Below are 22,336 nucleotides of genomic sequence, written 5' to 3' on the forward strand. Positions count from 1 at the left end.
TCAGTGCCCGCTTTGTGACCGCCACAGGGCCTGTCCTGAGGAACAGCTTTTATCAATCCGCTGCAGCAGCTGCTCGTGTGCCGCACAATCGCTGTCACTTAGCTCCGGGACCGGCAAGCGGGGGCGATCACTCGGCAACGCCCTCACCTGCTCCACCCCAGATTCGTCAGTGTCGCCACCGCCTCCTAGGGCGAGGGTGGCTTGCCCCCCGGTCATAGCCAGATAGACACCGGCCAGTAACTCAGCGTCGAGCAATGCCCCATGCAGCTCCCGGCGTGAGGAGTCGATGCTGTAGCGTTTACATAGCGCATCAAGGCTACAGCGCTGTCGCGGGTGCTTCTTACGGGCCAGCTCCAGGGAATCAGTAACAGTGCAGTAATCCTCAAGCTTACCCCAGCGTCTACCGAGCAGGCTCAGCTCATGGTCGATAAACCCCACATCGAACGGAGCGTTGTGGATGATGACCTCAGCATCACGAATGTAATCGATAAAATCTGCGGCTATCTCAGCAAAACGCGGCTTATCGGCAAGAAAGGAGTTACTCAGACCGTGGACACTCTGCGCCCCTTCGTCGACACCACGGCCCGGATTGATATAGCGATGGAAGGTATTCCTTGTGACCCGGCGTTTTATCAGCTCGACACAGCCAATCTCAATGATCCGGTGCCCATCGCTGGGCTCAAAACCGGTGGTCTCAGTATCTAGCAGGATTTGCCGCATCAGCTATTGACCTCCAACTCTTGCCAGATAACTGGTAAATCATCCGGCAGTTGCGGGGCAGAGCCCAAATCCCTGGCGTTATACCCAGGGGCGTGAAAGTCGGAGCCTACCGAGGCTAGCAATTCGTAACGACGGCACCAACCGCCGAGCTGCGCAACCTGACGCGGCAGAGGCGAGGTCCCACAACCAACCTCAAGACCGCGACCTCCTGCTGCGGTGAAGGCGTCAAGGACTCGGCGCAACCAGGCACCAGTGAGATCGTAACCGAGTGGATGGGCCAGAACCGCTATCCCGCCAGCGTTATTAATCCACTCTATCCCCTCTTCGAGTTCCACCCAGTCACCATGCACATACCCTACTCTGCCGCGGCGCAGATAGCGCTTAAATGCATCTTCATAACCCCGCACCTGTCCTGTATCTACCAGCCAGCGGGCATAATGGGCACGGGTCAGTTGCGCTGCTCCTGCCACCTCCCGGGCCCCGTCGAGAGCACCGGTCAAGCCGGCCCGTTCGAGGCGCTCACCGATGGCGACCCCCCTGGCATGGCGCGCCTGCTGCATGCGCTCGAGCCCGCCAAGCAGCCTCTCTTCAGCAGTATCAACGCCCAAACCGACAATGTGAAAAGTACGCCTTTGCCAAATCACCGAGAGTTCAACCCCGGTAATTAACTCAATACCACGCGCTTGTGCCGCCTGACGTGCACTTGCCACCCCATCGATAGTATCGTGATCGGTAAGCGCGAGGGTGGTCACGCCACGCCGAGCGGCCCTAGCAACCACTTCATGCGGGGCAAGTAGCCCGTCGGAGATATTTGAGTGGCAGTGCAAATCGTAGATCAAGCTCATTTATTTATTAGCAAGCCTTTAGCAACCACCCATGCCCTGCTGATAGCGCCACAGCCGGGCATAGCCACCATCCCGGGCGAGAAGCTCGCTGTGGGTTCCAGCCTCTTTAATACGACCATCTTCAAGCAACAGTATCTTGTCCGCATCTTGAATTGTTGATAAGCGATGAGCTATGGCCAAAGTTGTGCGCGCCTGAGACACCTCATCCAGAGTGGCGAGGATCGCCTGCTCAGCAGCCGAGTCGAGAGAAGATGTCGCCTCGTCAAGGACCAACAGCGGCGGGTCCTTAAGCAGCACCCGGGCAATGGCTATCCGCTGCTTCTCACCGCCGGAGACCTTCAGGCCTCGCTCACCAACTAGCGTATCCAGCCCCTCGGGCAAGGAGTTGATGAACCCCTCCAGGTGAGCACGCCGCACTGCTTGCCAAATCTGACTATCGCTAGCGCCTCGGTTGGCGTAGGCAATATTGTAGCGGATTGTATCATTGAACAGCACCGTATCCTGCGGCACCACACCTATAGCCGCGCGCAGACTGTGCTGGGTAACCGCACGAATATCCTCGCCATTGATTGTTATACGACCCGAGTCGACATCGTAGAAGCGGAATAACAGACGCGCCACGGTAGACTTACCGGCCCCACTAGGACCGACAATCGCCACCTTGGCCCCGACCGGCACCGTGAAACTGACATCGCGCAGGATGGGGCGATCACCCTGATATGCAAAACTGACACCCTCGAAGCAGACCTCGCCGCCATTGGGTTCGAGTACACGCGCCTGAGGCATATCGGCGACCTGCGGCGGCTGATCGGTAAGACCAAACAGGCGCTCAATATTTACCAGGGCTTCGCGCATCTCACGGTAGACAAAGCCAAGATTGTTCAGCGGTATAAACAGCTGCAGTAGGTAGGCATTTATCATGGTCAAGTCGCCCAGACTCATACTACCGTCCGCGACTTGCAAGGTTGCCATACCCATCATGACCGTTACCGCGACAGCTACAATGAAGGCTTGTCCAGTATTCAGTGTAGCCAGGGAGACCCGGTGTTTGATCCTGGCCTGCTCCCAAGCCGCCAGATCACGGTCGTAGGCATCGGCCTCTTGCTGCTCTGCGTTGAAGTATTTAACCGTCTCGTAGTTGAGCAGACTGTCTAGAGCCCGAGTATTTGAGCGGTTATCCATCTCATTGGCTTCGCGCACAAAACGGGTTCGCCATTCTGTAACCAGCAGTGAATAGACAACATAGAACAGCACTGCCACAGCCACAGTAATGACAAATGAAATGTCAAAGGCGATAGCCAAAACCAGTGCCACCAGACTCAGTTCTACTAATGTGGGGCCGATATTGAACACCAGGGTCCGCAACAGAAAAGCCATGCCGCTGGTGCCCCGTTCAATATCCCGGGCCAATGCACCGGTGCGCCGCGCCAAGTGAAACCCCAGATCGAGACGGTGCAAGTGCTCAAAGGCCTGCAGCGCGGCGCGACGCATGGTACGCTCTGCGACCCGGGCGAAGATAGCGTCACGCAGCTCCTGGAAGGCGGTCGACATAAATCGCAACAGCCCGTAGGCAACCACTAGCACTAGGGGAATAAACAAGATCATCTCGCCATCCCTACCCTCATCTAGGTGGTCGACGAGGAATTTAAGGGCGACCGGCACCAGGACGGTAGCTATCTTGGCTAAGACCAGAAAGCCGAGGGCCAACAAGGCGCGCTGGCGGAACTCGCGCAAATAGGGCAAGACGCTGAGCACGATGCGCCAATTAGGCCGCTGGCCACTATAGTCGTTGCTGCGCTTAATGCCCAAATTAATCTATCCCGCCTTAAGATGATCCGCTATAAGATGATAAGATGCCGCGGCTATTGCAAGGGTTCTCACTAACCTTTAGGGAGGCGGAGCCAGAGGTGGCGAGCATGCGCGGGGTCTCCGCCGCAAGGATGCGACCGTCAAGCCTCCAGGGAAGGATATACGGCGTCCGTATGGGCGCCACCTCTGGCTCTGCCTCCCTAAAGGTTAGTAAAGGTCTCTTGACGGCTCCCATAGAGCAACAAGGAGGATAAAGCATGCAGTTCCTGCATACCATGGTAAGAGTCAGCGATTTAGATCAGTCGCTCGACTTTTACTGCAACAAACTCGGCCTCATAGAGGTTAAACGTCACGAGAGCGAGAAGGGCCGCTTTACGCTGGTCTTCCTCGCTGCCCCAGATGATGCCGAGCGCGCTAAGGCTGATCAGGCCCCACTACTCGAGTTAACCTACAACTGGGATCCCGAGACCTACTCCGGAGGCCGCAACTTCGGCCACATCGCCTATCGCGTCAAGGACATATACGCCACTTGCCAACGCTTGATGGATGCCGGCATAACCATCAATCGCCCCCCTCGTGACGGCAACATGGCCTTTATCCGCTCTCCCGACGGCATCTCCATTGAGCTGCTTCAAGCCGGAGATGCCAAGCCCCCTCAAGAACCGTGGTCATCCATGGAAAACACAGGAACCTGGTAACCCTAAATGGCTGAAAATCTTCGCAACATAGCAATAATTGCCCACGTCGATCACGGCAAGACAACCCTCGTCGACCGCCTCTTACAACAATCTGGAACCCTCGACAGCCGCGATGATTCCGAACGGGTTATGGATACCGACGACCTGGAAAAGGAGCGCGGCATAACAATCCTTTCCAAGAACACCGCTATCGACTGGCAGGGCTACCGGATCAATATAATCGACACGCCCGGGCACGCCGACTTCGGCGGCGAAGTTGAGCGCGTGCTCTCCATGGCCGACTCGGTGCTGTTGCTTGTCGACGCCCAAGATGGGCCTATGCCGCAGACGCGCTTCGTTACTGAGAAGGCCTTCAAGCTCGGACTTAAGCCGATTGTCGTGGTCAACAAGATCGACCGCCCTGGCGCCCGAGTTAACTGGGTGATTGACCGTACTTTCGACCTTTTCGCCGATCTCGGTGCCACTGAAGAGCAGCTTGACTTTCCGGTGATATATGCCTCGGCTCTAGGCGGATATGCCGGCCATGACGCTAGCATAACCAGCGGTGACATGACCCCACTGTTCACAACCATAGTTGAGCAGGTGGCAGCACCGAAGGTTGATAGCAGCGGCCCGCTGCAGATGCAGATAACTTCGCTCGACTACTCCAAGTATCTTGGTCAGATCGGCATCGGTCGAATCAAGCGCGGCCGCATCACGCCCGGCACCAACGTCAGCGTCATTGATCGCCAGGGCAACACCCGCAACGGCCGTATCCAGACCTTACTCGGGTTTCTCGGCCTCAACCGCGTCGAGTCAGCAAGTGCCGAGGCCGGCGATATCGTGGCAATCACCGGCATAGACCCGCTCGACATCTCCGATACCGTCTGCGACCCGCAGCAGGTAGAGGCCCTGCCCGCGCTAAGCGTCGACGAGCCGACCGTCAGCATGGGCTTTGAAGTCAATAAATCGCCGTTTGCCGGGCGCGAGGGCCGCTATGTCACCGGCCGGCAGATCCGCGAACGCCTCGAGCGCGAACTTAAATCCAACGTCGCCCTGCGGGTGGAGCAGACAGATGATCCGGATCGCTTTCATGTTTCGGGGCGCGGCCTGCTCCATCTCTCCGTGGTGCTTGAGAATATGCGCCGTGAGGGCTATGAAATCGCGGTATCTCGCCCGGCGGTTATCGTGCGTAAGAATGACCAGGGCCAGCCCGAGGAGCCTTATGAAAACCTCGTAGCCGATATCGACAGCGATCACCAAGGGGCAGTCATAGATGCCCTCAATGAGCGTGGCGGGCGCTTACAAGACATGCAGGTCGATAGTAATGGCAGGGTTAGGCTTGATTACATCATCCCCGCCCGTGGGCTGATCGGTTTTCAAACCGATTTCCTAAGCCTTACCTCAGGCACCGGTATACTAACCCACGTCTTCGACCACTACGGCCCGCGAAGCGATAAAGATGTTGGCCAACGGCGCGCCGGTGCTATGATCTCTGGTAACGACGGCAAAGCGGTCGCCTACGCCCTATTCAATCTGCAAGAGCGGGGCCGCATGCTAATCGGCCCGAATGAACCGGTCTACGAGGGCATGATTATCGGCCTGCACAGCCGCGATAACGATCTGACTGTAAACCCCCTCAAAGCCAAAGAGCTGACCAATGTGCGGGCCGCCGGTAGCGACGAGAATGTCATACTGACTCCGCCCATGCGACCAACTCTAGAGCAAGCCTTGGAGCTGATCAACGACGATGAACTAGTCGAGATTACCCCGGAAAACATCCGCCTGCGCAAAAGCTATCTCAAAGAGAGCGAGAGACGGCGGCAAAAGCGCATATAAAATTGACAACGTTTTGGCTATCAAGAGAGTATCTGCCGGGGAGGGTCTAAAAACTTCCCCGACGCCATTAGCCGCCCCGGTGTGGGGGTCTTGGCGCCAGCGATGACGCCATGAATCCTCCAAGGAGGGATTCACGGCGTCCTTCACAGCAGGACAGCTAATGGCCCGGGTAGTTTTTGAGGCTACCAGTAGGGAATTCTTATACGACACCCACTCGCAGTCAACAATTGAGCCCAGACTACACTTTTTCAGGACTATTTTATGCTTGCAAACTGGCCGATCCGTTTTAAGCTCATTGGCGCCTTCGCCATCGTCCTTCTCCTCATGCTGGTTATGGCCATAATCTCTTACTATGGCCAACAGCGAATTGCAGCTGACAACCGTGCTGCCCTTGAGTACATGGAGCAGTCAACCGAACTTGTCGAACGTGAGGTCGACCACCTTGCCTGGATGAACGAGCTCGCTAATAGCTTCCTGGATGAGCGTGTTTTTGATGGCATGCTCGACTATGAGCAGTGCTCGTTCGGGGAATGGTACTACGACTTCCGCGACACCGAGTACTACGAACAGGCCAGCAGCGAGTTCCGAGCGGCATTCGATTCTCTCGAACAGCCACATATTGACCTCCACCACGCTGGGGCAGAGGTAATTGAACTTCAGGAGCAAGGCGAATTTAGCGCTGCTGAAGAGATCTACCACAATGATGCTCAGGATGCGCGCCTAGAATTTCAGCAAAATCTGGCTGAATTTCGCAGCATACTTGAGCGACAGCGCGACCAGAGAATCGACGCCGCTGCTGTTGCTGAACAAAGTGCCGGCATGCTCAATATCGTCGGCTTTGTGCTCTCTCTGTTTGCCGCACTTGGTCTAGCGATAGCCGTATCAAGACACATAACCAACAGGCTAGCCGCTGCTGTTCAAGGCATGAAGGAGATAGCCGCCGGGGATGGTGATCTGACCCAGCGCCTCAATGCCCAGGGCAAGGATGAGATAGCGCAACTGACCACCGCTTATAACAATTTTGTTGATAAGATTCAGGGTATGGTCAAGGTAAGTCTCGAATCGATAAGCGAGATTGCCTCGGCAACCCAGCAGATGCGTGATAGCGCTGAAAATGATCGAGGCAACGTCGCCGAACAACAGAGCCGCTCCTCTGAAGTGGCTACGGCGATGAATGAGATGAGCGCATCTATTCAGGAAATAACCCGCAACACCCAGGAGACCGCAGATGCCGCTCGCTCAACTAGCGATCAGGCGCGCCAAGGACAGCGCGGAGTCAGCGCGACCATTGATGCCATCCACAGCCTGTCGGATAACGTCAATCAATCCTCCGCAAGCATCCACGCCCTTGAGGAGCAAAGCGGCAAGATTGGCCAAGTACTGGAGGTTATTAGGGGTATTGCCGATCAAACCAATCTGCTTGCCCTTAACGCCGCTATAGAAGCAGCCCGGGCCGGTGAGAGTGGACGCGGTTTTACAGTTGTTGCCGAAGAGGTACGTAAACTGGCCCAAAAGACCCAGGACTCGATAGGCGATATTCAGGAGATGGTTGAGGGTATCCAGGAGGGCACCCGCCAGGCAGTTGAATCAATGGAGAGTAACCGCGACAAGGCGGATAACACTGTTAGCGAGGCTACCAACGCCGGGGCTACTCTGGACGAGATCACACAAATGGTGGCGAAGATTGAGGATATGACCAACCAAGTAGCCAGCGCCGTCGAGCAACAATCACAAGTCGCCGAAGAGGTAAACCAAAACATCACCTACATCAGCGACTCAGCCACCAACACCAACCAATCGGTCAGCGAGACAGCGGAGATCGCCGATCGCCTGAGCCAGCTTGCTGGAGAGCTACAAAAACATGTTGGTCAGTTCCGGGTTTGATATACAGGCCTAAATCAAAACGCCCCGAGCCGTGTGACCACGGCCCGGGGCTTACCTGGTGCCCATGTGGCTAATCGACATTCAGATTAGCCACATAGGTGGCGTTTAAGCAGCTCCAGGCTGGGGCTGGCCTTGCTCGATCTCACCGTCGGTGGCGTCACGAACATCGACAACCTTGACATCAAAGTTCAGCGTCTCGCCAGCGAGCGGGTGATTCGCGTCTACTTCGACTTCTTGTTCGCCAACATTAGTCACCACTAGCGGGATAGGCGCCCCGTCAGGGCCTTGGGCCTGAAACTGGCTACCTACGGTGACCTCAGTCCCCTCCGGGAACATGTCCATGGGGACTGACTGGATTAAACGGTCATCCCGTTCACCATAGGCATCCGCCGGATCGAGAGTCACACTAAGCTCCTCACCAGCCTCCTTACCTTCCAGGGCCTTTTCTAGACCGGGGATGATATTGCCTGAGCCGTGAAGATAGGCGAACTCGCCGCCCTGTGACTGATCGAGAACCTCGCCCTTGCTCTCGGTAAGGGTGTAATCGAGGGTGACGACCTTTTGATTATCTACTTGCATCTTTATGCTCTCTGTCGCAAAAACTAAATCGGTTAGTCCATGCTAACAGATAAGGCCAAGACTTTCCCAAGGGGGAAGGCAAACTTTTCAAAAGGAAGATCTCACAGTTTAGTCACACCGAGGGCCAAATAGACAAAAGGTATGGTCATGAAAGCCAGGATTATGAGCATCAGCACGGTATAGAGGGCGGCCTTAAGTGGCTCCCGGGCAACCCTCTGCAAGAGGGTGTCAATCTCGCCGCGCTGGCGCATGGCCTCATATTCGGCTCGTACCCGTTCACTGCGTTTGCGCTGATACTCATCGAGCAGGCGCTTTGCCTGTGGGTAGCAATCGGCATCCTTTAGCCATATGCCACCGCTGGTGATCCCCCAACGATTGGGAGGAGTCTCGTAGAAATCGATGTTGTATTGGTTCAGCAATTCCCTGACCTCATCCGCCTCGTCGTCAGGAACTCCGCGTAAGTTCATGATCAGCTTGGCCATGACTGTCTCCTGGGTAGTATGAACTAAGGTTATACGGGAAGCTTCTCAAAACCAGTCGAACGACGCCAAGCCCGCTGTGGAGTTAACCGCCGCTCCTCCCCTGAGGGGTGGGGCATGGCGGCAGCCTTAAGAAATTCTCTACGGTGCCGGCAAGACCCGCGGCAACTCAGTCAAGGTTGATACCGTGGCATTCGGCTCAAGCCCCCACGGATCATAGACCACATTAGGCAAACGGCGCACCCAAATGGCCTGCCAGCCAACAGAGCGCGCCCCTATGATATCGAATTGATTGCCGGAGATAAGCCATGTCTGCTCAGCCGGTGTACTCACGCGCGAGAGAAAGGCTGCATAGACCTGGGGACTGGGCTTAAAAGCAGCGACCGATTCTGCGCTGACCACATCCTCAAAGTATTGGCGCAGACTATTATCACCGAGCAGCTTACTAACCGTCTCACGGCTAGCATTAGAGAAAGCAAAGGCCCGATAACCAGCCTGTTGTAAATCCTCCATACCCGGTTCAGCATCGAGAAACGCAGGAAGACGCTGATAGGCCTCCAGTAAACGCTCTCTCTCTGCTGCACTCAAGCTGACGCTGTAAACTCGCAGGGTAAAGTCGAGGGCATCGCTGATACAATCGGCAAAGTCGGCAAAGTCTCCCATCACCGTGCGCCGAAACGCGTACTCAAGCTGCTTATCCCGCCAGGCTTTAGCAACCGCCGGCGCCCTATCCCCTACTCGCTTACGGAGGGTGTCGGTAATACCATTGGTGTCAACCAGGGTGCCGTATACATCGAAGGCTAGAGTTATGGCCATCCTAGCTCCTCTACTCGTTTAGTGTGCAATAGGTTACAATCTCTATATGGAATGGATAGATATCGGTGCCAACCTAACCCATCATACATTCAAAAAAGACCTGCATGGGGTTCTCGAAAGGGCCCACGAGGCCGCGGTGGTGCAGATGTTCATCACCGGCACGGATGAGCGAGAGTCTATCAAGGCGCAAGCGCTAGCCAGCCAGCATCCGGGGACCCTATATTCTACAGCAGGTTTCCACCCCCACATGGCCAGTCAATTCAGTTCCGAGTCGGAATCGGTGCTGCGTGAGCTTGCAGCCCAACCCGAAGTGGTGGCAATCGGCGAGACCGGCCTGGATTTTTACCGCAACCACTCGCCGCCGGAAGTCCAGCAGCGGGTATTCGAGCGCCACCTTGAACTCGCTGCCGAGCTCAAGTTGCCGGTCTTCCTGCACCAACGCGACGCTCACAAGCGTTTTGTCGAGATAGTCCGCGCCTACCGCGACGAGTTGGTTGACGGCGTCGCTCACTGCTTCACCGAAGGCCCAGAAGAGGCGCGTGACTACCTTGAACTAGGCTTGCATATCGGAGTTACCGGGTGGATTTGCGATGAACGCCGTGGCCAATCACTCCGCCGAGCGGTTGCTGAGATACCGCGGCAATCTCTTATGGTAGAGACTGACTGCCCTTACCTTTTGCCTCGTGACGTCGACCCCCAGCAAGCAGGCCTACCGGTTAAAAACAGGCGCAATGAGCCCTCGCTACTTCCCCACATAGGCCGAGCGGTGGCACACTACAGTGGACGTGATGTGGAGGAATTGGCCCTTACCTCAGCTCAGGTGGCGCGGAGGTTTTTCCGTGTAGACTAAGATGCTAACCAGGCTCACCTCAGCGCGCCACATAAGCGTAGCAGCGTGTGCCCCACTGCTGCTGACAGTGGGGGTGTTTTGTTACCCCACAGCGGCATCGACAGCAACTAAAGGGCAAAACAACCTTCCCAACCTGCCTTATGTTTCATTTTACGCCGCACAGCACGTCGACAACCGACTAGTCCACATTTTCACTCGAGGCCGCACCGAGTTCCAAAACTCTTATCTGACTTCAGTAAATTTTGGCCACCCTCTCGGCCTTAACTTGTGGGGATTTGATTTTTTCACCGAGGCTCAAGCAGTCAAGCACAGCGGTAAGCAGTCGCACTATGAACTCAACGCCGTACTCATAGCACGCTGGAGCAAAACCCCCTGGGATGCCTACCTCGATACCAGTTTTGCCTTCGGCGAAGGGCTGTCCTGGGCCAGCGAGCCTCCTCCCCTAGAACCGCGCGGCACCAGAGACGATTCTGAAGAGTCAGTTCAGCTGTTAAATTACTTGCTCTTTGAGCTGGAGGCAGGGCCGCCGCAGAGCAACTGGCGGGCCTTTACTAGAATCCATCATCGCTCGGGAGTCTTCGGGCTATTTGGCGGAATCAGAGGTGGTTCTAACTTTCTCGGTCTTGGGCTGCGCTACTATTTCGAAGGGCACTGATTGGAACCTCTAAAACTCCGCCGGCGCCACCATCTGCCCCGGTGCGGAGGACGCCGTGAATCCATCCCTGGAGGCTTCATGGCGCCATCCCTGGCGCCAAGACCTCCACACCGGGGCAGATGGTGGCGCCGGCGGAGTTTTTTTGAGGCGCCCTGATCTGCAGCCGGTTACTCATCAACCAACCACCCCTGAGCACTGCGCATCCTTGCTGTCAGCTCATCTGCCGGTTGAGGCCTGCCGAACAGAAACCCTTGGCCTTCATGACAGCCTATCTGCTGCAGATATGCGAGCTGCTCACGCGTCTCCACACCCTCCGCGATAACGCGCAAATTCAGGCCCACCGCCATACTCACTATGGTTCTGGTAATCACCGCGTCCTCAACATCATCTGGCAGGCTGAGAACAAATGACTTATCTATTTTGAGCTTGGCCAAGGGCAAGCGTTTGAGGTAACCGAGATTAGAGTAGCCAGTGCCAAAATCATCTACAGCCAGGCGCAATCCCCTGCGATTAAATGATTCCAGTGTCTCGGATAGCGATCCACTTTCATGCAAAAACATGCTTTCAGTCATTTCCAGCTGCAGCATAGGCGCAGAGATGTTACTCCGAGCCAGGATATTATCAACCTTTTCCGCCATCCCGCCCCTGATCAGTTGAGCTGCCGAAACATTGACTGCTACTGGTCCAGCTAGCAGCCCCTCAGAGTGCCACTGAGCGGCCTGAGCACACGCTTCGGCAATGGCCCAATCGCCAAGCTCAACAATAAGACCGCTCTCTTCGGCTATCGGAATAAATTCGCCAGGAGAGACCCAGCCTCGCTCCGGGTGGCACCAGCGCATAAGCGCCTCTACCCCGACCAACCGCATATCTTTAATATCTAGTTGGGGCTGATACCAAAGTTCTATCTCACCTCGTTCCAGAGCACCGCGCAGATTAGCCTCAAGAGCAAGGCGGTGCTGCACAACACTTTGCATCTCGACAGTAAAGTTGCAGAACCTGCTCCTGCCACCCCTTTTGGCAGCCTGCATAGCTATCTCGGCATTATTTATCAAAGCTGCCGAATCTGTGGCATCCTGAGGATATATCGCCACGCCGATACTGGGCGATACCGTATGCTCCAAGTCCATATAACGCAGCGGAAGCGAAAAACTATCAATAATCTGGGTGGCTAATGCAGCGCCCTCCTCACGACCAGAAACCTCGTTGATTAGCACCAAAAACTCGTCTGCACCATGACGAGACAGCTCCATGCCGGGCCCGAGCAGCGAACGCAGGCGTTGCGCGGCCTTATGCAGCAGAATATCACCGGTATGGTAACCGAAGGCATCGTTGATAAACCGAAACCTATCCAGATTGATAAACAGTAAGGCTGCAGACTTGCCGTCCCCTCTGCGAGCCCCTATCGCTTCATCAATCTTTACCGTCATGGTACTGCGATTTAACAGGCCAGTGATCAGGTCGTGCTGCGCCAAATATTCAATCCGCTCATTCTGCCGGCGTCGCTCTGTCTCGCGCTCCATGGCCTCAACTGCAAATCCGACATCAGCAGCCAAGTCTTCAATCAAAGCTATTACCTCTGCAGAAAAATAGCCCTCATCGCTGGCGTATACAGCTAAGCTGCCTATCACTTGTCCCGAATGGGATAAGGGGAAGGCGGCTACTGCTGCAAACCCGGCCTGGCGAGCTGCATAGTGCCATGGGGCAGCATCAGGATCTTCCAGGAAATCCTGAAATAGTACTGTTTGCTGAGTGGCCAGTGACCTGCCAACCGGCCCCCTACCCTCAGGCAGCTCGGGGTCAGAACTAACCTTTATCTGCTTTAAATACCACTTACCAAGTTCATCACCATCCCACGCCACAGGCACCACCCAGTGGCCATCTGGCTCAACTAACCCTATCCAGGCCATCCTCACGCCGCAGTAATGGACCACGATCTGGCAGATTTGGGTGAATAGATTGTATTTATCACCTTCCTTCATCATTGCGTGATTAGCCGCGCTCAACGCTGCATACGTATCCCGCATTTGCTGGGCGTGGAGTTGCGATTTGCGCAACTGCTGACTTTCACTGGAATAACGCTCAATGCGCGAGAGTAACCAAAAGAGCAGCATTGCAGTTACCAAGACGAAGACAACGCCTTTGGCTAGCTGCAGCACTACTGACCATTCAGGGGGGAATAGGAAAACTACTGCGGCATCGCTGCCAAATATCCAAGCTAGGGCTAAAACCACATAGGCCAGACTAATGTAGAGTGCTCGCCGGCTTGGGTTAACTAACACATACCCTCCAAAATCCCCGTTGATGGGGATCCATCAACTGCAGGCGGCCATCAAACCCAGTAAGGTTTAGTATGCCGCCCTTGGGAAGGCTATCTAGGCTGGATAGCAGGACAATCAGTAATAGCTGTGCACCGGGGCTTCAACCGTCTTGCGGCTGCCATCTGCAAACTGCAGGGTCACCGATACCACCTCGCCGCGGCTCAATGGCCTGCGTAGATCCACCAACAGCAGCCGAGGTCCTCCCGGGCGCAGCTCAACCCGTTGCTCAGGAGGCAGATGCAACTCTTCGAGTCGTTGCACATGCCTTACCCCTGCAATCCAATGGGTAATATGCAGGATAGCCTCTTCGGCTGCATCTGTATAAACATAAACTAAACTATGGGAACTCTCTGACCGGTTAGCTAAATCAAGCTCGGCCTGAATGGTGCCCTCTCCTGGACGACTCTCGGCAACCCAGAAGCCCTCCACCTCAACCGCCTCCGCTGCTTGCTCCTCCGGCTCTTCTGTTGGCTCTTCTACGAAATCAAAGGCGTCAGTTGGAATATCGGGCAGCGGTTGCAATGCCCTCGCTAAGGTAGGAGGTCTTAGCTCCTGTTCGCGCCGCTGCAACTCCCTCTCAACCTCTTCCGGGCGCATCTTCAGCATATCTATTGGTTCTCGATCCTGGCCTAAAATAGGCAGGCGCACCCCTTCCCGCGGCTGTCCGCCGCGATCCTGGCCCACAGCACTTGGAGTAGCCAGTAACGCCGCCGTTGCTATAGCGACCCAGTTGCGCAGGGACATTGCAGCCTCTTAATTGGCAATTTCCTTTCAGGAGCAGTCAAAGAGACTGAGAGGTGGCCAGCACCTAGCCCAGCCTGCACAGCAAGACTCCTTTTGCACTGCTTATCGGCTACTCACCAGCTTTCTTTAGACAAGCAAAATTATACATGATGAGTGGTTCACATTTCATGTTTAGGCGTTTAGAATATGTTGCAGGACAGCATAAGCAATCTTTTGCTTTAGGAGAGCACAATGTTCACAGCGCTAGTCAGCCCAGAGTACGCGGAAAGGCACAACCAGGAAAAGATATTTGCCGAAGGAGGCTTTATCGCCCACGGCATAGTACCCGCCAATCGCGACACAGACGCCTACACCGGGTGGTTTTACGCGCTTTTGCCAGGATCACCAGAAGAGGCCAACCGTGAGCAAGTCCGTCCACTCCCCGCAGAGGATGTAGCATCAATCCTCCGCGCCGAGCGGGATCGCTACAACGAGATGGCCCTAAGTGACGGTGATAGTGTCTGGGCGGATGCTGCGCGAAGGATTGATGACATGCTCTATCGCCTTGAGTGCGCAGCCGAACTAAGCGCAGAGACTTAACGATTAATGTTGACCAGTGCCTTATTTGGCACCTCTATAAAGTTCGCCCCCTTAAGCCTCAGAGTCGGTCAATACGGGCGGACCCGGGGGGTGATTGTAGTCTCGCTCGAGGAATACATCACGGTACGAGGTGTACAGCAATGCCCCGAGCACAGGCAGCATGAAAGGAGCCAACCACCCCAAAGAGACAATCACCAGGGCCAACATAACCAACAAAATGCCCAACAGACCGGTCATTGGTACCGGGTTAAGAGAGTAGGCTCGCAAGCTCGTCACCATACTCATACCCACGGGCGAAGCATGTAAAACAACCATCGGCAGGAGAAACCACTGCCCAAACGCCAGCAATCCTAAACCGGCTGAGAATGCTGCAACGCCCCACACACCCCCGGCCATGAACACCACCTCGACAAACAGTTGCGAAGCAGGTGGCGGTGCCGGGGCGCCTGTTTCAAGGCGGGTCTCATAGAGGCCCAAACCAACCAGCATCTGTTGTAAAGATTCGGCCAAGGGCTCAAAAAACCCCGGCAGGAAGGCACCATAGCCGGCGAACAGAGCAGCCCCCACCGTTATCGCTAAGGCGACATCGAGATTGCCCGGGATTATGTAGAGATACTTCGGCTCCCGATTATAATCGGCAACCAGAGCCAGGCGGATAAAGAGCACCAAGGAAATCACAACTAGAAGCAAAACTAGAAGTATTCGGGCAGGAGCCCAGGCGACGCTGTATGCAGCAAGCATCGCCATAACAACTGCGACCGAGTAAATACCAAACAGGCCAATGCGGCGCCAAATAAGCTCCAGCGCCGCACCTAGCCACCCCTGCCAGGATTCCGGTTCACGCCGGCGTGGTCCTAGGGCCTTCACTTCCTTTGTCTCACCAAGTCATTCCAATGGGCGCCTCTAGAAACTTCCCCAGAGCCATTATCCTGGAAAAACCGCAAGAGAATCAGTGCGCCTGCTTAGGGGAATCGATCCGATCAATCAGCTCTTCGAGCACATGGAGCATATCTACCGCCGAGACCATCCCGACCAAGCGCTGCTCCTTGTTCAGCACCGGCAACGCACCAAAGCGATTCTCACGCATGATCTGTGCAGCGCGCTGCACAGAATCATAGGTATGCACCAGAAGGGGATTGCGAGTCATGACGTCCTTGAGTGACATATTATCATCGAGATAGTAGATGTGGGCCAAATCCGGGGCCTCATCCACCCAGTCAGGTCGGCGCAGATCACGGTCCGTGACCATGCCCAAGAGCTGCATATCGGCATCCACCACCGGCAAATGGCGGATGTTGTTGTGGCGCATCTTAAAAAAGGCCTCCCGCAGCCCCTCTTCTGGATCCCCGGTAACCAACTTGGCACTCATAATGTCAGGTAGTTTCATAGCAATCTCCGCAAAATCATCTAATCGCTTCAAGTACCGCCGCATCTCTTAATCAAACAGGTCGGCGTCTGTTACCGCTCCCCGACTGGCGGATGAAGCTAAACGTGCATACTTGCCCAGCACCCCGCGCCGATAGCGCGGCTGAGGGATCTGCCAAGCAGCGCGACGCCGCTCGAGTTCATGCTCATCGACCTCGAGCTGCAACAGATTGCTGTCGGCATCAATTGTAACTCTATCCCCCTCACAGACTAGGGCAATTGTACCGCCATCATAGGCCTCCGGAGCAACATGCCCAACCACCATGCCGTAGGTGCCACCAGAAAAACGCCCATCAGTGATCAAGCCGACGCTATCACCCAACCCCTTGCCGATTATCGCCGAGGTTGGAGCCAGCATTTCGCGCATTCCAGGGCCGCCTTTAGGGCCCTCATACCTGACTATGATCACATCTCCAGCCTGCACACGGTCAGCCAAAATGGCCTCCAGGCACTCCTCCTCAGAGTCGAATACCCGCGCGGGGCCACTAATCTTGCGCTGTTTTATCCCTGTCACCTTGGCAACAGCGCCCTCTTCGGCAAGATTGCCCCGCAGCACTGCCAAATGGCCCTGCGGATATAGGGGTTTGTCGAACGGCATTATTATCTCTTGATTCGCCGGCGGTTCAGCTGGCAGGTGACTGATCAGTTGCTCAACCGTTTGACCGGTGACGGTCATACAATCGCCGTGCAGTAAGCCGTGCTCAAGCAGAATGCGCATAACCTGAGGGGTGCCCCCTACCTCATGGAACTGGCTAGTAACAAACCGCCCAGAAGGTTTGAGGTCGCACAAAACCGGCACCTTGCGCCGAATAGCCTCAACATCATCAAGATCGAAGGGAACCTCAGCGGTATTGGCAATGGCTAGCAAATGGAGCACAGCGTTGGTCGACCCGCCGACGGCCATTACCACCGCAAAGGCGTTCTCAAAGGCCTTACGGGTGAGCATCTGCGACGGTCTGCGATCATGGTGGACCGCATCCATAAGGGCCTTTGCTGCAGCCTCAGCAACCTCGCCTGCCTCATCATCCTCCGCCGATACGGTGGATGAACCCATAAGGCTCATGCCCATGGCCTCAAATGCACTCGACATGGTATTGGCGGTGAACATACCGCCACACGAGCCGGCCCCAGGACAGGCGTTACGCTCCACCCCCTGCAGGTCCTCGTCACTAAGGTTGCCCGCGTTATATTTGCCCACCGCCTCGAAGGCGCTCACCACAGTCAGATCTTCGCCCTGGTAATGGCCAGGCTTGATGGTGCCGCCGTAGACAAATATTGAGGGCACATCCAAGCGGGCAAGGGCGATCATGGCCCCAGGCATGTTCTTATCGCAGCCACCGGTTGCGAGCACCCCATCAAGGCGTTGGCCACCACCGACGGTCTCTATTGAATCGGCAATAACCTCGCGGGAGACCAGCGAGTATTTCATCCCCTCAGTCCCCATAGAGATGCCATCCGAGACGGTTATAGTGCCAAACATTACCGGCATAGCCCCCGCCTCACGCAGCGCCTTATCGGCCTTCCCGGCCATAGCGCCAATGCCTATATTGCATGGGGTAATGGTGCTGTGAGCATTGCCAACACCGATTATGGGCTTGTCGAAATCATCATCAGTAAAGCCTACCGCCCGCAACATGGCACGATTGGGCGTACGAGCCACTCCCTGGGTAATAACACGGCTGCGTCGATTATCTGCCATCTAGCACTCCTCTAACTATATCCAACACATATTCTTTGTCTGTAGCCCTTGCACTCGAGGACCAATAGGGATCAGGATAACGGAATTATCCTTAATCAGCAGCATCGAGGCGCCCATGGGCGCGCAAGCACCAACAATTTCCTGGCTCGAAGTAGAAAAAAACTGGCTGGATGAGCAGCCCGACGGCGGCTTAAACCTGGCCTATCAATGCCTGGAGCGCAACCTGGCGGCCGGCCGTGCGCACCAACCGGCGCTGATTTGGCGCAGCTCCACCAACCAACGCACCGTTTACACCTACGCCGAGCTCAGTGCCGAGGCGCAGCGCTTCGCTGCCGCCCTCAAACACCGCGGCATCCGCCTAGCGGAGCGGGTCTGCACCATAGCCCCGCGCCGCCCTGAATTGTATATCGCCGCCCTAGGTACCCTGCATCACGGGGCGGTCTATGCGCCCTTATTCTCTGTCTACGGCCCCGATCCGATCCGCCGCCGCCTTGAGGTCGGCGAGGCGCGAGTGGTAATCACCACCAAGCAACTATATGAGCAGCGCATAGCCCCCATCCGTGGAGCTTTGCCGAGCCTCGAGCATATTGTCCTCATCGACGGTGAAGCACCCGGCGCCGAATCGTGGCAACAATTCTGCACCGCACCCGCGGCGAATACTCCCAACGAAGGCTTAGTCACCGCCGCTGAATTCCCCGCTTTGTTGCTCTTCACCAGCGGCACAACCGGCCCGCCTAAAGGCGTTCTCCATGTCCATCGTGCCGCAGCGGCCCTGCTCACCTCGGGACGACTAGTGCTAGGCCTGGAACCGGGAACACGCTACTGGTGCACTGCAGATCCAGGCTGGGTCACGGGAGTTGCTTATGGACTCCTTGCCCCCCTGCTCTGTGGCGCAACCCTAGTAGTCGACGAGGGCAAGCTCGAGGCGGCTCGATGGTACGACATACTGGCCGAAGAAGCCATTCAATGTTGGCTTACCACGCCCACAGCTTTGCGCCTTCTGCGGCGTAGTGCAGTCGATACTTACCACCACGAGTTGAGCAACCTGGAGCGCATCTTCAGCACCGGCGAGCCACTCGACCCTGCCCTTACCGAGTGGACTCAGCAGCACCTAAATCTGCCTACCCGCGACGCTTGGTGGCAATCAGAAACGGGCTCCATAATAACCGCCCAATACGCTGATGACCCGCTGACTCCTGCTAGAATGGGGCGCTCGGCGCCTGGGATAGAGATGATTATTGCCGAGATCGACCACCAGCAGGTAAAGCCGATAACCCGGCCCGGGCAAACCGGTGAGATACTCATCAAGCGCGGCTGGCCGTCCATGTTCAGGGCCTACTTGGGGGCACCGGAGAGCTACCGCCAAGCCTTCATTGACGACTGGTATCGGTCGGGTGATCTGGCACAATGGGATAGAAATGGCGAGCTGCGCTTCATTGGCAGGGCCGATGACGTTATCAAAACCGCCGGACATATGGTCGGCCCCGCTGAGGTTGAAGCCGTATTAAACCACCATCCCGAGGTTGTAGAGTGCGGCGTTAGCGCAGTCCCAGATGCCGTGGCCGGGCACCTAGTAGCGGCATGGGTGGTACCCCGTAACCCTGTGCAAGACGCCGAAAAACTCCGCCACGACCTTATTGCCTATGCCCGCCAGCGCCTCGGTACCGCGGTAGCCCCGCGCGAACTTCACTTTATCGACGAACTGCCGAAAACCCCGAGTGGCAAGATACTCAGACGTGAACTAAGGAAACCATGAACGTGGCACATTTGCACATCGCTTACCTAATGACGCGCATCGTCTTGGGCGCGCTAGCCTTATTCCCCCTCGCCGCCCTGGCGGAAGCAGGAGAAGATGCCGCTGAACCGGCACGCCGTGTTGCCGAAATGACCCAAACGTTTGCCCATAACCTAGCCGAACAGCTGCGCCAAATAGGTACCGCTCTGAATGAACTGGAAGGTGAACAGCTAGGCACGCAGCTATGGCTGGCCACCATAGAGCTAAGCGATCTGTTGATCATCATCGGTGTAACTGTCGCACTTCTATTCGCCCTGCGACCTGTTGCCCGGCCCTTTTTTATAAAGGCCGAGAAATGGGCTCAGCAAGGCGATGAGCGTCTCCACACCCTGCGTCGGGCAATTGGCGTCAGTAGCGCCGCACTAGCGGATCTGGCGACAGTACTAATTGCCTGGCTCGGCGGCTACGCCTTAGCGCTATTTCTGCTTGGCGAGACCGGCTCAATAGAGATGCGCCAATCACTTTTCCTTAACGCCTTCCTGATTACCGAAGGGGTCAAGGCAATCCTGCGCATCCTCTTTGCCGTGCGCAACAGCGGCCTGCGGCTGCTACCTATTGAGACGGACTACGCCTCTTACTGGAACAGCCGGCTAGCGCGAATGGCTGGCCTCATAGGTTACGGTTTGCTCTTCCTGGTGCCACTGTTCTCGCGCACCATATCCGATCTGGTTGGACAGCTGGCAACCTTAATCATCATGGCCACAGCCTTTTTCTACGCCATGACGGTTGCCCTGAGAAACCGCAATGATATGCGCAAAAGGCTTGAGGCAAGTGCTGCTAAAGCCAAGGTTATGTTTACTCGAGTAACTCTTTCTACTCTAGCCTGGACTTGGCACTGGCTGGTTATCGCCTATTTTGGCGCACTTGCTGTAGTTACCGTTACCCAGCCGGAGAGCGCCCTACCCTATATGGCTCAAGCAACCGCACAAAGCCTTATTGTTGTAGTGCTGGGCGCCCTTATCGCAGTAGCCTTAACTCAAGCAACCTCACGCCGAATCCATCTGAGTGCAGAGAAACGTCAACACTTCCCGCTGCTGGAAGGCCGTCTTAACTCATATATCCCGATCGCCCTGAAGGCGGTTAGGGCATTAATAATAGTAACGGTACTAGCCCTTCTCCTAGACGCCTGGGGGCTTCTCGACTTTTTTGCTTGGATAAGCTCTGAGGCGGGCTTAAACATAATTGGCATAGTTGTTTCGGTCGGGCTGGTTTTAATCGCCGCCATCGCTGCCTGGATAGTTGCTGCGAGCTGGATCGAACACCGCCTGAATCCAGAGGTCGGCAAAGGCAAGCCGACGGCTCGCGAACAGACCCTGCTAACACTGTTTCGTAACGCCCTAGCAGTAGTTCTGGTCACCCTCACGACAATGATAGTGCTGGCCGAGATAGGGATAAATATCGGCCCATTGATAGCTGGTGCAGGTGTCCTTGGTCTGGCAATCGGCTTCGGCGCTCAAAAGATGGTGCAGGATATTATCACCGGCGTCTTTATTCAGCTGGAACATTCCATCGATGTAGGAGATATAATAACTGCCGCAGGAGTCACCGGAACAGTGGAAAAACTTACGGTAAGATCGGTCAACATCCGCGATCTAGCCGGCACATTCCACTTTATCCCATTCTCTTCGGTAGACAGCATTGCCAACTTTACCCGCCATTTTGCCTACCATGTCGGCAACTACGGCGTTGCTTACCGAGAAGATCTTGATGAGGTCAAACCCCACTTTGAGGCCGCTTACCGGGAGTTGAAAAACCACCCTGACCAGGAAATAGCCGACGCCGTCTATGACGAATTCTGGCTCGACGGTGTCTCATCGCTAGGGGACAGCTCAGTCAATATTCGCATCCGAATTAAAACGGCACCCGGCATGCAATGGGCAGTGGGCAGGGCCTATAACGAGCTGGTCAAGAAAGAGTTTGACAAGGCCGGAATTGAAATACCCTTCCCTCACCGTACTCTCTACTTTGGCCAAGACAAATATGGCAGAGCACCAGCTGCCCGTATTGAGAATGTTGGTTAACAGGAACAGAGAATCCTCAGCCTGGAGGCTTCATGGCGCCATCCCTGGCGCCATGACCTCCACACACCAGGGCAGCTAGTGGCATCGAGGACGCTTTTAGAGCCTACCTTGAGGCGGATGTATACGGCGTAATAACCGACGTATAAATAGGGAAGTACGCGGCGCGCGCAAGCCTTCAGCTAGCCGTCAACCCGCAGCTGATCGCGGCTACCACCAGATGCCTCCCACTGCTCGACCCACTTCGGCGTTCTGCCACGACCACTCCACGCCTTAGCAGGGTCCTCCGGGTGACGAAACTTTATTGGCACCTTTCTACCCGAAGAGCCTGTCTTTTCTTTGCCACCTAATAGATCCTCGGGCCTCACCCCGTATTTTGCAGCAACCAGCCTTAGCTCGCGCTGCGCTTCCTTAATACGGTCACGCTCACGCCGTGATTGCTCACGTTCTATACAACGTTCAAGCTCTTTGAGTTCGCTATCGGTAAACGCTTCTAAATTAATCGCATCCAGCTGACTACCCATTATCAATCTCCTAATCTTTATGCATCGGGGGGAAATGCACCGCAAGTTTAATGCTAAAACGCAATTCACTCAAGTACAAAT

The 22,336-nt window shown here is 55.7% G+C and carries 20 protein-coding genes; 8 read left to right on the forward strand and 12 right to left on the reverse strand.

Features of this window, described 5'->3' with window-relative positions; all coding sequences use genetic code 11:
* Genes dnaQ through HH1059_RS07610 form a run of 3 tightly spaced genes read right to left on the reverse strand, consistent with a single transcriptional unit; the run spans position 1 to position 3,374 of the window.
* On the reverse strand, positions 1 to 720 hold the full coding sequence (dnaQ, locus tag HH1059_RS07600; protein WP_096409618.1) for a DNA polymerase III subunit epsilon: 720 nt from the start codon (positions 718 to 720) through the stop codon (positions 1 to 3).
* Positions 720 to 1,565 carry a PHP domain-containing protein gene (locus HH1059_RS07605; protein WP_096409619.1) on the reverse strand — a complete coding sequence of 282 codons (846 nt, stop codon included), beginning with the start codon at positions 1,563 to 1,565 and terminating at the stop codon, positions 720 to 722. The genes dnaQ and HH1059_RS07605 overlap by 1 nt, the downstream gene beginning before the upstream one ends.
* 18 nt (positions 1,566 to 1,583) lie before the next feature.
* Positions 1,584 to 3,374, reverse strand: coding sequence for an ABCB family ABC transporter ATP-binding protein/permease (locus HH1059_RS07610; protein ID WP_096409620.1), 1,791 nt, complete (start codon positions 3,372 to 3,374; stop codon positions 1,584 to 1,586).
* Positions 3,375 to 3,631: 257 nt separating this feature from the next.
* On the opposite strand from HH1059_RS07610, the gene HH1059_RS07615 reads away from it, so the two are divergent.
* The 3 genes from HH1059_RS07615 (at position 3,632) to HH1059_RS07625 (ending at position 7,774) form a co-directional block, all read left to right on the forward strand.
* The gene (locus HH1059_RS07615; protein WP_096409621.1) at positions 3,632 to 4,072 is read left to right on the forward strand and encodes a VOC family protein; all 441 of its coding nucleotides are present in this window, start codon (positions 3,632 to 3,634) and stop codon (positions 4,070 to 4,072) included.
* 6 nt (positions 4,073 to 4,078) lie between these two features.
* Entirely contained in the window at positions 4,079 to 5,890 is a 1,812-nt protein-coding gene (gene typA, locus HH1059_RS07620; RefSeq protein ID WP_096409622.1) for a translational GTPase TypA, read from the forward strand.
* Positions 5,891 to 6,151: 261 nt separating this feature from the next.
* A complete protein-coding gene (locus tag HH1059_RS07625) occupies positions 6,152 to 7,774 on the forward strand; it encodes a methyl-accepting chemotaxis protein (protein ID WP_096409623.1) in 1,623 nt (540 codons plus the stop codon).
* 105 nt (positions 7,775 to 7,879) lie between these two features.
* On the opposite strand, the gene HH1059_RS07630 is transcribed toward HH1059_RS07625, so the two are convergent.
* The 3 genes from HH1059_RS07630 to HH1059_RS07640 all read right to left on the reverse strand — a co-directional run bounded on the left by HH1059_RS07630 (position 7,880) and on the right by HH1059_RS07640 (position 9,648).
* Positions 7,880 to 8,353: an FKBP-type peptidyl-prolyl cis-trans isomerase gene (locus tag HH1059_RS07630; RefSeq protein WP_096409624.1), complete on the reverse strand. Its 474-nt coding sequence runs from the start codon at positions 8,351 to 8,353 to the stop codon at positions 7,880 to 7,882.
* Between the two features lie 101 nt (positions 8,354 to 8,454).
* Positions 8,455 to 8,835, reverse strand: a complete 381-nt coding sequence (locus HH1059_RS07635) for a DUF6164 family protein (protein ID WP_096409625.1) — start codon at positions 8,833 to 8,835, stop codon at positions 8,455 to 8,457.
* A 138-nt stretch (positions 8,836 to 8,973) separates the two neighbouring features.
* Positions 8,974 to 9,648 carry a haloacid dehalogenase type II gene (locus HH1059_RS07640; RefSeq protein WP_096409626.1) on the reverse strand — a complete coding sequence of 225 codons (675 nt, stop codon included), beginning with the start codon at positions 9,646 to 9,648 and terminating at the stop codon, positions 8,974 to 8,976.
* Positions 9,649 to 9,694: 46 nt separating this feature from the next.
* On the opposite strand from HH1059_RS07640, the gene HH1059_RS07645 reads away from it, so the two are divergent.
* On the forward strand, positions 9,695 to 10,498 hold the full coding sequence (locus tag HH1059_RS07645; RefSeq protein ID WP_096409627.1) for a TatD family hydrolase: 804 nt from the start codon (positions 9,695 to 9,697) through the stop codon (positions 10,496 to 10,498).
* 1 nt (position 10,499) lies between these two features.
* Positions 10,500 to 11,153, forward strand: a complete 654-nt coding sequence (locus tag HH1059_RS07650; RefSeq protein ID WP_096409628.1) for a hypothetical protein — start codon at positions 10,500 to 10,502, stop codon at positions 11,151 to 11,153.
* 167 nt (positions 11,154 to 11,320) lie between these two features.
* On the opposite strand, the gene HH1059_RS07655 is transcribed toward HH1059_RS07650, so the two are convergent.
* Together HH1059_RS07655 and HH1059_RS07660 are read right to left on the reverse strand one after the other, a co-directional pair.
* The gene (locus tag HH1059_RS07655; protein ID WP_096409629.1) at positions 11,321 to 13,432 is read right to left on the reverse strand and encodes a putative bifunctional diguanylate cyclase/phosphodiesterase; all 2,112 of its coding nucleotides are present in this window, start codon (positions 13,430 to 13,432) and stop codon (positions 11,321 to 11,323) included.
* Positions 13,433 to 13,546: 114 nt separating this feature from the next.
* Positions 13,547 to 14,215 carry a copper chaperone PCu(A)C gene (locus HH1059_RS07660; RefSeq protein ID WP_096409630.1) on the reverse strand — a complete coding sequence of 223 codons (669 nt, stop codon included), beginning with the start codon at positions 14,213 to 14,215 and terminating at the stop codon, positions 13,547 to 13,549.
* Between the two features lie 231 nt (positions 14,216 to 14,446).
* Here HH1059_RS07660 and HH1059_RS07665 point away from each other — a divergent pair, with 231 nt between their 5' ends.
* The gene (locus HH1059_RS07665) at positions 14,447 to 14,794 is read left to right on the forward strand and encodes a hypothetical protein (protein ID WP_096409631.1); all 348 of its coding nucleotides are present in this window, start codon (positions 14,447 to 14,449) and stop codon (positions 14,792 to 14,794) included.
* Positions 14,795 to 14,845: 51 nt separating this feature from the next.
* Here the strand turns inward: HH1059_RS07665 and HH1059_RS07670 are convergent, their stop codons facing one another.
* From HH1059_RS07670 to ilvD, 3 genes are all read right to left on the reverse strand, one after another.
* On the reverse strand, positions 14,846 to 15,661 hold the full coding sequence (locus HH1059_RS07670; RefSeq protein ID WP_096409632.1) for a DUF2189 domain-containing protein: 816 nt from the start codon (positions 15,659 to 15,661) through the stop codon (positions 14,846 to 14,848).
* 82 nt (positions 15,662 to 15,743) lie between these two features.
* Positions 15,744 to 16,181 carry a CBS domain-containing protein gene (locus tag HH1059_RS07675; protein WP_096410372.1) on the reverse strand — a complete coding sequence of 146 codons (438 nt, stop codon included), beginning with the start codon at positions 16,179 to 16,181 and terminating at the stop codon, positions 15,744 to 15,746.
* A gap of 48 nt (positions 16,182 to 16,229) precedes the next feature.
* Positions 16,230 to 17,918 carry a dihydroxy-acid dehydratase gene (gene ilvD / locus HH1059_RS07680; protein WP_096409633.1) on the reverse strand — a complete coding sequence of 563 codons (1,689 nt, stop codon included), beginning with the start codon at positions 17,916 to 17,918 and terminating at the stop codon, positions 16,230 to 16,232.
* A gap of 115 nt (positions 17,919 to 18,033) precedes the next feature.
* Between ilvD and HH1059_RS07685 the strand changes: the two genes are divergently transcribed.
* Positions 18,034 to 19,674: an AMP-binding protein gene (locus HH1059_RS07685; protein ID WP_096409634.1), complete on the forward strand. Its 1,641-nt coding sequence runs from the start codon at positions 18,034 to 18,036 to the stop codon at positions 19,672 to 19,674.
* A gap of 11 nt (positions 19,675 to 19,685) precedes the next feature.
* Positions 19,686 to 21,734 (forward strand): mechanosensitive ion channel domain-containing protein, encoded by a 2,049-nt coding sequence (locus HH1059_RS07690; protein ID WP_420809700.1) that lies wholly within the window; start codon positions 19,686 to 19,688, stop codon positions 21,732 to 21,734.
* A gap of 179 nt (positions 21,735 to 21,913) precedes the next feature.
* Here HH1059_RS07690 and HH1059_RS07695 read toward each other — a convergent pair whose 3' ends face one another.
* Entirely contained in the window at positions 21,914 to 22,255 is a 342-nt protein-coding gene (locus tag HH1059_RS07695) for an H-NS histone family protein (RefSeq protein WP_096409635.1), read from the reverse strand.
* Positions 22,256 to 22,336 lie beyond the last annotated feature (81 nt).

The sequence above is a fragment of the Halorhodospira halochloris genome (assembly GCF_002356555.2).
Taxonomy (GTDB): domain Bacteria; phylum Pseudomonadota; class Gammaproteobacteria; order Nitrococcales; family Halorhodospiraceae; genus Halorhodospira; species Halorhodospira halochloris.